At 65.5% G+C, this 12,156-nt stretch carries 14 protein-coding genes; 6 read left to right on the plus strand and 8 right to left on the minus strand.

Annotation, left to right across the window (positions count from 1 at the left end; translation table 11 throughout):
- Positions 1–14 precede the first annotated feature (14 nt).
- Positions 15–698 (plus strand): GntR family transcriptional regulator, encoded by a 684-nt coding sequence (locus KAY22_RS18375; protein WP_296624740.1) that lies wholly within the window; start codon positions 15–17, stop codon positions 696–698.
- Here the strand turns inward: KAY22_RS18375 and KAY22_RS18380 are convergent, their stop codons facing one another.
- Genes KAY22_RS18380 through KAY22_RS18395 form a run of 4 tightly spaced genes read right to left on the minus strand, consistent with a single transcriptional unit; the run spans position 699 to position 3,195 of the window.
- Entirely contained in the window at positions 699–1,337 is a 639-nt protein-coding gene (locus KAY22_RS18380) for an ATP-binding cassette domain-containing protein (protein WP_296624741.1), read from the minus strand.
- Positions 1,334–1,999 carry a molybdate ABC transporter permease subunit gene (gene modB / locus KAY22_RS18385; RefSeq protein ID WP_296624742.1) on the minus strand — a complete coding sequence of 222 codons (666 nt, stop codon included), beginning with the start codon at positions 1,997–1,999 and terminating at the stop codon, positions 1,334–1,336. Before modB ends, KAY22_RS18380 begins: the two co-directional genes overlap by 4 nt.
- 3 nt (positions 2,000–2,002) lie before the next feature.
- A complete protein-coding gene (modA, locus tag KAY22_RS18390) occupies positions 2,003–2,755 on the minus strand; it encodes a molybdate ABC transporter substrate-binding protein (protein WP_296624743.1) in 753 nt (250 codons plus the stop codon).
- A 59-nt stretch (positions 2,756–2,814) separates the two neighbouring features.
- Complete coding sequence (locus tag KAY22_RS18395; protein ID WP_296624744.1) at positions 2,815–3,195, minus strand: LysR family transcriptional regulator; 381 nt, start codon at positions 3,193–3,195, stop codon at positions 2,815–2,817.
- A gap of 146 nt (positions 3,196–3,341) precedes the next feature.
- Between KAY22_RS18395 and epsC the strand changes: the two genes are divergently transcribed.
- From epsC to KAY22_RS18410, 3 genes are read left to right on the plus strand one after another with little or no spacing between them, the layout of a single operon-like run.
- Positions 3,342–4,316, plus strand: coding sequence for a serine O-acetyltransferase EpsC (gene epsC, locus KAY22_RS18400; protein ID WP_296624745.1), 975 nt, complete (start codon positions 3,342–3,344; stop codon positions 4,314–4,316).
- Entirely contained in the window at positions 4,306–4,938 is a 633-nt protein-coding gene (locus tag KAY22_RS18405) for an alpha/beta hydrolase (RefSeq protein ID WP_296624746.1), read from the plus strand. Before epsC ends, KAY22_RS18405 begins: the two co-directional genes overlap by 11 nt.
- Before the next feature lie 31 nt (positions 4,939–4,969).
- Positions 4,970–6,343 carry an amino acid carrier protein gene (locus tag KAY22_RS18410; protein WP_296624747.1) on the plus strand — a complete coding sequence of 458 codons (1,374 nt, stop codon included), beginning with the start codon at positions 4,970–4,972 and terminating at the stop codon, positions 6,341–6,343.
- Positions 6,344–6,373: 30 nt separating this feature from the next.
- Here the strand turns inward: KAY22_RS18410 and KAY22_RS18415 are convergent, their stop codons facing one another.
- Both KAY22_RS18415 and KAY22_RS18420 read right to left on the minus strand, forming a co-directional pair.
- Entirely contained in the window at positions 6,374–8,191 is a 1,818-nt protein-coding gene (locus tag KAY22_RS18415; protein ID WP_296624748.1) for a gamma-glutamyltransferase family protein, read from the minus strand.
- A gap of 13 nt (positions 8,192–8,204) precedes the next feature.
- A complete protein-coding gene (locus KAY22_RS18420; RefSeq protein ID WP_296624749.1) occupies positions 8,205–9,434 on the minus strand; it encodes a threonine synthase in 1,230 nt (409 codons plus the stop codon).
- A 168-nt stretch (positions 9,435–9,602) separates the two neighbouring features.
- Between KAY22_RS18420 and KAY22_RS18425 the strand changes: the two genes are divergently transcribed.
- Both KAY22_RS18425 and KAY22_RS18430 read left to right on the plus strand, forming a co-directional pair.
- Positions 9,603–10,028 (plus strand): organic hydroperoxide resistance protein, encoded by a 426-nt coding sequence (locus tag KAY22_RS18425; protein ID WP_296624750.1) that lies wholly within the window; start codon positions 9,603–9,605, stop codon positions 10,026–10,028.
- Between the two features lie 8 nt (positions 10,029–10,036).
- A complete protein-coding gene (locus tag KAY22_RS18430; RefSeq protein WP_296624751.1) occupies positions 10,037–10,492 on the plus strand; it encodes a MarR family winged helix-turn-helix transcriptional regulator in 456 nt (151 codons plus the stop codon).
- 15 nt (positions 10,493–10,507) lie between these two features.
- Here KAY22_RS18430 and KAY22_RS18435 read toward each other — a convergent pair whose 3' ends face one another.
- Positions 10,508–10,765: a hypothetical protein gene (locus KAY22_RS18435; RefSeq protein WP_296624752.1), complete on the minus strand. Its 258-nt coding sequence runs from the start codon at positions 10,763–10,765 to the stop codon at positions 10,508–10,510.
- A 250-nt stretch (positions 10,766–11,015) separates the two neighbouring features.
- Positions 11,016–11,909, minus strand: a complete 894-nt coding sequence (locus KAY22_RS18440; RefSeq protein WP_296624753.1) for an iron-containing redox enzyme family protein — start codon at positions 11,907–11,909, stop codon at positions 11,016–11,018.
- Between the last annotated feature and the right edge of the window lie 247 nt (positions 11,910–12,156).

A 12,156-nucleotide genomic window follows, 5' to 3' on the forward strand; every position in this document is an offset into this window, starting at 1 on the left:
GATAAGGGCAGCCCATGGCCAGCAAAGCATCCGACCGCGACGACGAAAACGGCGTATCGCTCGTCTCCCATGTGGTTGATTCCATTGTCGATGGCGTGATGGCCGGACGCTATGCGCCGGGGCAGCGGCTGATCGCGGCGGACCTGGCCGAGGAGTATAATGTGAGCCGGGCGCCCGTCCGCGAGGCGCTGCACATGCTGGCCGGCGAGGGGGTGGTCGAGCTGATCGCCAATCGCGGCGCGCGAATCCGGCGCCTGTCGGTCAAGGACCGCATCGACTTTCTGGAGTTTACCGAGGCGCTATGCGTGCTGGGCGTCCGCCTGACCGCAGGCAAGGTCGGTGATCCGGAGATACGCGATGCGGTGATCGCGGCCTTTCAGCCGATCGAGGACAATGCCGTGCGCCGCAGCGCGCGCGACTTCGTCGATTCCCTCTACCGCTATCATATCGCGCTCAACCGGCTGTCGGGGAACCGCTATGTCGAGTTCTTCTACAGCCGGCCCTATATGCGCTTCTTCACGACGCTGCTGTCCGAACTCGCGCCCGGCGACCATTGGGACCAGTATCTGATCAACTACCGGCTGATCCATGAGACGATCCTGACCGGCGATGCCCATTCCGCGGTGGTCACCTTTTCCAGCCATATCCGCTGGGTGCTCCGCAACATGCGCGAGGCGCTGGCCGCCGACGAGGCCTGATCAGGCGGCGGCGACCAGCCGGCCGTCGCGCAGGACCAGGGTGGTGGACGCCAGGCGCCGGGCCTCGGCCTCGTCATGCGTGACATGGACCACCGGCAGATCCAGCCGGGGGAGGAGATCGCCGAGCCAGTCGACCATCGAGGCGCGGGCAGGGGCGTCGAGCGCGGACAGGGGCTCGTCCATCAACAACAGCCGAGGCTGGCCGAGCAGCGCCCGCGCAATCGAGGCGCGCTGCATCTCACCTCCCGACAAATCGCGCGGCATGGCGTTCAGCAGGGTGGCAATGCCTGTCCGGGCGACGATCTGCTCACGGTCGAACGGGCCGGGCGGGGCACGGCGTTCGGCGAAGTCGAGGTTCTTGCAGACGGAGAGGTGGGGGAGCAGGCCCTCGCCCTGGAAGACATACCCGATGCGGCGGCGCTCGGCGGGCAGGAAGCGACGCTCGTCCTGCCACGTTTCGGACCCGAAGCGGATGGTGCCCGAATGACGATCCAGCCCCGCCAGCGCGCGCAGAAGGCTGGTCTTGCCTGAGCCGGAGGGGCCCAGCAGGGCCGTGACCCCCGTCATGGGGATCTCCGTGTCGATGTCGAGCAGGAAGCGCGGGCCGCGCCGGCCCTGCAATCGGATCGCAATGCTCATGGCCGGGGCGTTCCGATCCGCCGGTCGACGAGCAGCAGCGCCAATAGCGCAGCGAAGGAAAAGGCGACCAGCCAGGCGGCGATACGGTGCGCCTCACCGAATTGCAGGCTTTCGACCAGCTGGAAGATGCGGGTCGAGAGGACCTCGGTGCGGCCCGGTATGTTGCCGCCGATCATCAGCACGACCCCGAACTCACCGACGGTGTGGGCGAAGACGAGGATCGACGCCGACAGGAAGCCGCGCCGGGCGAGCGGGAGTGCGACATGGACGAAGCGGTCCCAGGGACCCGCGCCCATGGTGGCGGCGAGTTCCAGCGGCCGGTCGCCGATCGCCTCGAAGGCGGTGCGGAGCGGCTGCACGGCGAAGGGCAGCGAATAGAAGATCGAGCCGATGACGAGGCCGGTGAAGGTGAAGGCGAGCGTCCTCATCCCGAAAGGCTGGAGCAGTGCCATCAACGGGCTGTCCGGACCGAGGGCTATCAGCAGGTAGAAGCCGATCACCGTGGGCGGCAGGACCAGCGGCAGGGCGGTGATCGCGCCGACAATCTCCTTCGCCCAGTGACGCGAGCGGGCGAGCCACCAGGCCAGCGGGGTGGCGAGCAGCAGCAGCCAGAGGGTGGTAACGAGCGCCAGTTCGAGGGTTGTCAGCAGGACCAGCGTCATCGATCAGTGCAGCGCATAGCCATAGCGGCGGATGATGCGCAGCGCGGTTTCGCTGCGCAGGAACTTCAGAAAGGCGCGGGCGGCGGGATTGTTTGCGCCGGTCTTCAGCAGGATCGCCTGCTGTTCGATCGGCTGGTGGAAGCGTGCGGGGACGATCCAGCGCGAGCCGCCCTTGACGTCGACGATCTGCGACAGCGCGACGAAGCCGAGTTCGGCGGCGCCGGTGGAGGTGAACTGATAGGCCTGGGCGATCGACGTGCCGGTGACGATGCGCGGCTTCAGCCGGGCTTCGACGCCCAGCCTGCGCATCACTTCCAGCGCAGCCTGCCCATAAGGCGCGCTGGCGGGATCGGCGATGGCGATCCGCTCGAAGCGCCCGGTCCGGAGGATCGCGCCGGCTCCGTCGGCGAGGCGGGGTGTCGTCGAATAGAGCGCCAGCCTGCCCACGGCATAGGTGAAGCGGGTACCGGCGGCGGCCAGTCCCTCCTGCTCGATCTTCGCCGGGCGCTCGGCATCGGCGGACAGGAACAGCTCGAACGGCGCGCCGTGGCTGATCTGGGTGTAGAAGGTGCCGGAAGGGCCGAAAGCGAGTTGCGCCTTGTGGCCGGTGGCCCTGGCGAAAGCGGCGGCGATCTCTTTTGCCGGTTCGGTGAAATTGGCAGCGACGGCGACGGTGGTTTCGGCGGCCAGAGCGGGGGAGGTAGTGTAGCCAAGAAGCAGCAAGAGCCCGAGGCAGAGGCGATGGCGCAAGGTCATGCTGGAACTCCCGGACGATCGCTCTCCGGATGCTATATCAGTGCGTATATGGCAAGCCTTCAATGTGCTGGCGGCAGCGGCTCGCTCCGCATCATTGCTGCCAGCTCCCGGAAGTCATCGCCTTCTGCCGCGTCGAGCAGGCTGCGTTCCAGCCTGCGATAGGCGCTCAAAATGCGATGACCGAAGTCGGTAACCCGAGCGCCCTTCTCGCGTCCGCCGCCGGGTGTGGTGTCGACGACCCGGTCCAGCCAGCAGCGGTTGAGGCTGTCGACGAGCAGCCAGGTGCGGCGATAGCTCATGCCCAGCGCACGGCCTGCGGCCGAGATCGACCCTTCGCGGTCGATCGCTTCGAGGAGCGCGGCCTTGCCGGGGCCGATGGCGGGCTCGTCGCCTGCGTAGAGCTGAGCCTTGAGCTTGAGGGGGCCGAGACGGGGAACCATGGGGCCAGGCTATCACCGCATCCTGACCACGTCACGAAACAACCGCCGGACAAGCGGGTGATATAATTCCTATCAAATCAGTAGAGAAAAATTGCTTCCTCTCTCAAGGCGGTCGGCTATGCGTTCGGGAAGCAAGAGAGGCCCTGATGACGAACGCTATCGACGACAGCCTGGACGCACCGCCCGGCCAGTATTGGGACATCGACCTGATCGCGTCCGAACTGCGCGACGCGCGCGAGGATTGGCGCAACGCGCATCGTCGCCATGCCGAACTCGGCGCGGTCGGCTTTCCGTCGCGGCATGTGCTCGACAAGATCATGTCGGCGCTGTGCGGGGCGCTGTTTCCGCTGCGGCTGGGGCCGAGCTTCGTCCGGCTGCAGAATGAGGAGGCATTTGTCGCCGAGACGCTGCAGACCGCGCTCAGCCGGCTCTATGGGCAGATCCGGCTCGAACTGGGCTATTCCCGTGATGGGGACGAGACGCACCGCGTCGACGACGAAGCAGGGCGCATCATCGGCCATTTCGCCCGGTCGCTGCCGTCGCTGCGGCGGCTGTTGGACAGGGATATAGAGGCGGCCTATGCGGGCGACCCGGCGGCGCGCAGCGTCGACGAGGTGCTGATCTGCTATCCCTGCGTGATCGCCATCGTCCACCATCGGCTGGCGCATCTGCTCCACCGGCTCGGCACGCCGCTCGTCGCGCGGATCATTTCGGAAATCGCCAATTCGCGGACGGGGATCGACATCCATCCGGGCGCGACGATCGGCGAATCCTTCTTCATCGATCATGGCACCGGGGTGGTGATCGGCGAGACTGCGGTGATCGGCGACCGGGTTCGGCTGTATCAGGCCGTCACGCTGGGCGCGCGGAGCTTTCCCGCCGACGAGGACGGCGCGATCAAGCGCGGGCAGCCGCGCCATCCGGTCGTCGAGGATGATGTCGTGATCTATGCGGGCGCGACGATATTGGGTCGGGTGACGATCGGTGCCGGCTCGACGATCGGCGGCAATGTGTGGCTGACGTCGAGCGTGCCGCCGGGCAGCGTTGTGCACCAGGCGCGTGCGGATCGAGACGCGGGCGAACGGACGGCTCTTCTGGCTGGAGCCGACGATGAGCAATGAGCGGCCGCTGTGCCTGATCGTCCCGGGGCTCGACAATTCGGGGCCGGATCATTGGCAGACATTGTGGCAGGCGCGACGCGACGACTGTCGCCGGGTCGATCTCGGCTGCTGGTCGGAGCCGGACAGGCGGATCTGGACCGAGCGGCTGGACGCGGCCGTGGCGATGACCGACGGGCCGCTGGTGCTGGTAGCGCACAGCCTGGGCTGTCTGACGATCGCCTGGTGGGCGCAGGCGTTCGAGACGGCGAGCCTCCGCCGGGTCAAGGGCGCGCTGCTGGTCGCGCCTCCCGACGTGGACGCGCCCGACGCCCATGCGCTGGTTCGTCGCTTTTCGCCGGCGCCTGCACGGCAGCTGCCCTTTTCCTCGATCCTCGTCGCAAGCCGCAACGACCGTTATGCGACCTTCGACCGGCTCGAGCGGCTGGCCGGGGCATGGGGCAGCCGCTTCGTCGATGCCGGCCATTGCGGGCATATCAATGCGCAGTCCGATCTTGGATATTGGCCGGACGGCGAGGTCCTGCTCGAAGAGCTGATCGCGGGTGATCATGACCTGGGAGCTGCCCGAGCAGAAAGACCGGAGGCTTCGAACGATCGCAATGACCGGGCGCGGACTTGGCAATGACAATATTGAACAAGCCAGCTAGCGTCCGGTGATGGAGAGTTTCAATCGGATCGTCGACGCGCTGACCGGCGCGGTCTTCTTCAAGATTCCGCTGCTGGGCACCCAGATCGAGCTGGTCGTGCTCTATCTGGCGGTGCCGATGCTGTTCTTCACGGTCTGGCTGGGTTTTCCGAACGTCCGCTGCATCGGGCATGCGTTTCGTATCCTGCGCAACCAGCCGCGCGAAGGTGAGGCGAAGGGCGACGTCAGTCAGTTCGCCGCGCTGACCACGGCGCTGTCGGGTACGATCGGGCTGGGTAATATTGCCGGTGTGGCGGTTGCGCTGACGATGGGCGGGCCGGGTGCGATCTTCTGGATGTTCGCGATCGGCTGGTTCGCGATGACGGTGAAGATGGCCGAGGTCACGCTGGGGCTGAAATATCGCGTCACCGACGAATATGGGCATGTCCATGGCGGGCCGATGTATGTGCTGAAGGCGGTGCTGGGGCGGCGCGGACTGCCGCGGCTGGGCGTCGTCCTCGGCGGCTTCTATGCCTTCTTCGCATTGTTCGGTGCCATTCCCATGGTGCAGGTGAACCAGAGCTTCGCGCAGGTCAGCGTCGTCACCGGCTTCACCAATGGCTGGATCTACGGGATCGGCCTGGCCTTCGCGGTCGCACTGGTGACGCTCGGCGGGGCGCATTGGCTGGGCGAGGTGTCGAAGCGGCTGACGCCCCTGAAGGTCGGTGTCTATCTGGCGGGTATCGTCGCCATCCTCGTGCTGCATGCCGATGCCATACCGGCGGCGCTCGCGGCGATCTGGCGCGGGGCCTGGGGGTTCGACGCGGCGGCCGGCGGCGCTGTCGGGGCCTTCGTGGCCGGCATGCGCCGGGCGGTGTTCGCGAGCGAGGCGGGCGTCGGATCGGCGGTGATGGCGCATAGCCTCGCCCGCACCGAGCATCCGGTGTCGGAGGGCATGGTGGCGCTGCTGGAGCCGCTGCTGGGCACGATGATCGTGTGCGGCATCGGCGGGCTGGCGATGGTCGTGGCGGGGACGTGGACCGATCCGAACCTGAAAGGGATCGAGATCACGAGCGCGGCCTTCGCGCATGTGTCCAGCTGGTTCCCGCTGCTGCTGGCGATCGTGGTGGTGCTGTTCGCCTATTCCACGCTCGTCGCCTGGGGTTTCTATGGTCTGCAGGCCTGGGGCTATCTGTTCGGGCACGGGCCGAAGGCGCAGTGGAGCTACAAGATTCTCTACATCGTGGCGCTGCCGCCGGCGGCCGTGATCGACCTCGGCCGCGTGATCGACATCATCGACAGCAGCTTCTTCCTGATGGCGATACCCAATGTCCTCGCGCTGTTCCTGTGTGCGGGCGAACTGCGCCGCGACGTCAGGGCCTATCGCGAGCAGGCCCGCATCTGATCGACCGGGCGGCCGGAGCCGCCCGATCCGTCAATAGGCGAGAGCGCAGCCGTCGGCGCGCATCTCGCTTGCTGCGGCATAGACGCGCTCCTGCCCGTCCATGCGGTGCTCGACCGCCTGATAGCGGCCGAAGGCGGCATCGGATTCGCCCAGCGTCCAGCCCCGCGATCTGAGCCCGTCGCGCGTCGCGGCCGGGACCCCGTTTTCGAGGCGGAGCAAGCCCGTCGCCGGGAGGCCGGGCGAATCCTCGCCCATCGACTGCGACGAACCTTCATGGTGCCAGCGCGGGCTGTCGCCGGCCGCCTGGACGTCGAGGCCATAGTCGCGGCGGTTGACGATGATCTGGGTCTGGCCCTGCGGCTGCATGTCGCCGCCCATGACGCCGAAGCTCATCCACGGGCCGTCGCCGCGCGTCGCGAAGCCGGGAATGATCGTCTGGAAGGGGCGCTTGCCCGGCGCATAGATATTGGGATGGCCATCCTTCAGCGAGAAGAGCTGGCCCCGGTCCTGGAACATGAAGCCGAGCCCGTCGGCGACGAGGCCCGATCCCATTCCCCGGAAATTGGACTGGATCATCGACACCATCATCCCGTCCTTGTCGGCGCAGGTGAAATAGGTGGTGTCGCCGCGCGAGGGTGCCTGGCCGGGGCGGACGTCCGGATTGATGCGGTCGGGCCGGATCAGGCGGGCGCGCTGGGCTGCATAGTCTTTCGAGATCAACCACTCGACCGGGATCTTCGAGAAGTTCGGATCGGCATAATAGCGGGCGCGATCCTCATAGGCGAGGCGCTTGGCCTCGGCCTGGAGGTGGATCGACAAAGCCGACTGGAAGCCGGCGCCCTCCATGTCGAAATTCTCGAGGATGTTGAGCATCTGCAGCGTCGCGATGCCCTGCGTGTTCGCGCCGAGCGCGTGGACACCGACGCCGCGATAGTCGGTCTTGTGCGGCGTGATCCACTCGCCCTTGTGCGCGGCAAGGTCTTCGGCACGCAGCCAGCCGCCGATCCGCCGGAAATAGGCGTCGATCGTCTTCGCGATGTCGCCCTTGTAGAAGGCGTCGCGCCCACCCTCGGCGATCATCCGGTAGGTGCGGGCGAGATCGGGGTTGCGGAAGATGCTGCCGGTCTGCGGCCCGGTGCCGCCCATCGACCAGGTGCGCAAGGCGTTGTCGGTCTCCTCGATACCATTGCCGGGCTTGCGGAAGTTCACGAGGGCGCGGCGGATATAATAAGCGATGATGTCGGGGACGGGGGCCCCGTTGGTCGCCAGATCGATCGCAGGTTCGAACAGCTCTGCCCATTTCAGGCGGCCATAGCGCTGGTGCATCAACGCCCAAGCGTCGACCGTGCCCGGCACCGATACGGTGACCGCGCCAAGTGGCGGCAGGGCGCCGTTCACCGCGCGAGCGCGGGCCGTTTCCAGCGAAAGCGCGCGGGGAGAAGCGCCCGAGCCCGCAAGCCCCATGACCGCCTTGGTCTTCGGGTCCCAGAGCATGGCGTAGCAGTCGCCGCCGATGCCGCAGGAGGTCGGCTCGAGAAAGCCCAGACAGGCGTTGATTGCGATGGCTGCATCGACCGCCGAACCGCCCTTGCGCAGGATGGCGATGCCCGCCTGTGTCGCCAGCGGATGGGCGGTTCCTGCGGCGCCGGACATGCCATAGGCTGCGGTGCGGCTGGCGAAGCTGGCACCCACCGGGCGATCGCCCGCATGGACGTCGTTCCGGTCGAAGCGGTCCTCTCCTTCGCGCCAGCGGGGCGTTGGGGGCAGGGGGGCGGTCGCCTGCCCGGCGAGGGCGGGTGCCGCCAGGGCCGCGGCGGGAAGGGAGGCGAGGAAGAGGCGGCGGTCCATGGCTGGGTCCTTTTCAGAGCGAGTCGAAGTCGATGGTCTGGGTGCGATCCAATGTCCGGGGTGCCGGCGGCATCGGATATTTGAGCCCGGTCGAACAGTTGAACAGGACGGTGCGGTCGCGCTCGGTCACCCAGCCCTGTTCGAGCGCCAGACGATAGGCGGCAAGCGTCGCGCCACCCTCGGGACACAGCAGCAGTCCATCCTGGCGAGCGGCGTCGTCGACGGCCTGGAGGGTGGCGTGGTCCTCGACCGCCACCGCGCGGCCACCGCTGGCGCGCACGGCACGGAGGATCAGGAAGTCGCCGACCGCACGAGGCACGCGAATTCCGGCGGCGACCGTGTGGGCGCCTTCCCAGCGCTCGGCATGTTCGACGCCGTCGTCGAAGGCCTTCACGATCGGCGCGCAGCCGGCAGCCTGCACCGCGAACATCTTCGGGCGATGCGAGCCGATCCAGCCGAGCGCTTCCAGTTCGTCGAAGGCCTTCCACATGCCGATCAGGCCGGTGCCGCCGCCGGTCGGATAGAAGATGGCGTCGGGCAGTTCCCAGCCCAGCTGGGCGGCGAGTTCGAGCCCCATCGTCTTCTTGCCTTCGATCCGATAAGGCTCCTTGAGCGTGGAGAAGTCGAACCAGCGACCCTGCCGGGCACCTTCGCCGACGATCGCGCCGCAATCGTCGATCAGGCCGTTGACGCGCCAGACGCGGGCACCCTGCATGGCGATTTCGCGGACATTGATCTCGGGCGTATCCTCCGGACAGAAGACGATCGTCTCGATCCCGCAGCGCGTCGCATAGGCGGCGAGCGCGGCGCCGGCATTGCCGTTGGTCGGCATCGCGATGCGGGTGACGCCGAGGGCCTTTGCCATAGACACGGCCATGACCAGGCCACGCGCCTTGAACGAGCCGGTGGGGAGCCTGCCCTCGTCTTTTACGATCACCGCCGGACCCGCCGAACGGGGCAGCGGAATGAGAGGGGTTTCGATCTCGCCGAGGCTGACGATGTCCTCGCTTCGCCGAACGGGCAGCAATTCCCGCCAGCGCCACATGTCGGTCGGACGGCGCTCTATGTCGGCGCGGGACAGCCGCTTGCCGATCGCGGGCAGGTCGTAGCGGACCAGAAGGGGTCGGCCCGCTGCCGAGAGACCATGGAGCTGGTCGGCGGGATAAAGCTCGCCGGTGAGCGAGCATTCGAGATGGGTGACGAAGCTCGGGCGAGCTTCGAGCAGATTTATGTTCCTCTCCATCCCCCTGTCTTATCGACGGATTTTGACCTCGCAAAGCCCAGAGTCCGTGGACGGACAGCCCTTTAGGCCATTCAGCGACCGATCAAATATTTAAAAATGACACAATATAGTTGTGCACAATATAATCGTGTCTATATGATCCCCGTCACAACGAAGAAGGACGATGAAATGAGCCAGCTCTACGCAACCCGGGTACATGCACATGGCGGCCGCAGCGGCGCGATCAGGAGCGAGGACGGCATCCTCGACCTGCCGCTTGCCTTGCCCAAGGAGCTTGGCGGTAAAGGCGGTGCTACGAATCCCGAACAGCTCTTCGCTGCCGGCTATGCCGCCTGTTTCGAAAATGCGGTCATCCACGTAACCCGCGGTAAAGCCGACAAGGTCACCGATGACGATATCGAGGTTTCCTGCGAGGTCGGCCTGTTACCTAACGGACAGGGCGGCTTTATCCTGACCGTTGCGCTCGATGTCGAAATTGCCGGTGTCGACCAGGCAAAAGCCGAGGAGATCGTGGCAGCCGCGCACGCGGTATGCCCCTATTCCAATGCGATCCGAGGGAATGTGGACGTCAGTTTCAAGGTCTTTACGCAATGACGGACAGGGTGGCAGCATTGGACGAAGATCAGGATCCCCTGTCGCTCGACCGCCAGGTCTGCTTTCCGCTCTATGCTGCCACCAATCTGCTCAACCGGCTCTATGGGCCGGTGTTGCGCGAACTGGGTCTGACCTATCCCCAATATCTCGTCATGCTGGTATTGTGGGAGACGGCCCCACAGACGGTCGGGACGCTGGGTGCGCGCCTCTACCTCGACAGCGGGACGCTGACGCCGTTGTTGAAGCGGATGGAGGCGTCGGGACTGGTGACCCGAACTCGCGATCCGGCGGACGAGCGTCGCGTCATCATCGACCTGACCGATCAGGGAAGGATGTTGCGCGATCGCGCAGTGCATGTGCCTGCGACGATCGCCGGAGGGCGCACGCCCGAGGGGCTGGAGGAGTTGCGCGAGAGCGTGCGGGGCCTGGTCGCGATGCTTGCGGACCAGCATCCGCAAGGTTGATCGCGAAACAGGCGCTTAGTGGGCGGCGAGCCAAGTACGGGCGCGGCGTTGTGCCTCGGCGATTTCCTGCCGGCTCATCTGATGAGCGAGGTCTGCGCGGCAATACTGCGCCTCGGCCGACCCGGACAGCGCCGCCAGATTGAACCACTGGTGGGCCGTTACGAGATCGAGCGGGAAACCGTCGGCGCCCGTGGAATAGGCGAAGCCGAGGTCGAGCATATTTTCCGTGTCCGTGGCGGTCAGTACCGCCGCACTAGCGATATTGGTTCCCATGGCCAAACTCCTTCTGGGAGCAACATCGCCAAGGCACGGCAAACAAATGGTTAACGCACGATTATACAATGGTCTAACGGCAGCGAGGCGAGAATGGGGTTTTTAGTAGCTCCGAGTTGCCGACGTTCAGCCCATCTTCTTGAAAAGCAAGAGGTGAGATGCCGACACATCGAAGCCTGAAACCGTCACATCTCAACTGGGGATTTACCCAAGCTATTCATACGATGATTTAGCGCAAGGTCCGCGCGCTTCATTTCCACAAAATTGCTCGATAACGGTCGAAGCATCGCGCGCCGCAGCGCAGGCGGATCAGCGCACCTTCCGCCATCGCCGTTGCGCGTGTCGGATCTTCCTCGATCAACGGCCGTATCGCTTCGCTGTTCCAGTCGGCGCTATGCTTCACATCGAGGACGGCGTGCAGGTCGAAATAGCGTCGCTCACGATCGCTCAGGCCGATCCGGCGAAGGCCCTTGGCCACCAGCGCAGACCGGCCGGGGGCGGTCAGTTCGATTACGCCAAGTGCTCCAACAGAATGCCAGGCATAGTCTCGATGTGTCGCCATGGCCGTCATCGCATTGGCCAGAGCGAGGCTTTCCCATACGGTGTCGTCGATCGTCGGATCGACGTCCAGTATCTCCACCAGCGCGTCGAGCATCGGCCCGTGCATCCCTGCCGGGTTGCCCCGCCCCATCTCGTCCCAATAGTTGCGCGCCAGTTCGAGTTTGGCGCGCGCCGGCATCTTCACCTGGGTCAGAGCGACGAGATCGTCGAAGCCAGCCTCGCCTGCTGCTTCCTGTTCGAAGAACCAGCGCAACTGGTCGCGGCCTGCCTCTTCGGCCAGCCAAGGGAATAATGGATCCCCCTGTCCCGGTCCGCTGTCCTTCAGGCCTTCGAACCAGGTGATAAAGCCGTCTGCATCCTGCGGTACATCGCTTGCTTCTGCGACTACATCCGAACGCAGGTGGGCAAGAAAGGCGCGTTCGAGGCGAAGCATGCGGAGCTCCCGCTCGAACATATCGCTGTCCTCGTTCGGATGACGCGGGGACAGGCGCATATGGTTCCAGCGCGCCAGGCCCCTTTGAAAGGTTTCGGTCAGGAATTGCGATCCATGATCTTCCTGCAGTCGATTATGAGGGGTAGCCATCTGTCTGCCTTTAAAAGGAATATGCCCGATGAACGAAGGCTGCAGAGCGGAGTTCCTATTGTGACGGGGGCGGCTCGCGGACGGGCTTAGAAGATTGTGGATCGTCGGCGGGTACCACGCGTTACGATTGACGGTGGGGCGACAGTTGGGGAATGCAGCAAGACCATGATCGCTGCGGCGATCCGTATCGGGAGGCAGGATGCGTCAGATTCAGCACGCGCTGATTGTCGATAGCCCAAGACAGGGC

Origin of the sequence: Rhizorhabdus sp., assembly GCF_018006725.1 — a bacterium.
In the GTDB taxonomy this organism is placed as follows: Bacteria; Pseudomonadota; Alphaproteobacteria; order Sphingomonadales; family Sphingomonadaceae; genus Rhizorhabdus.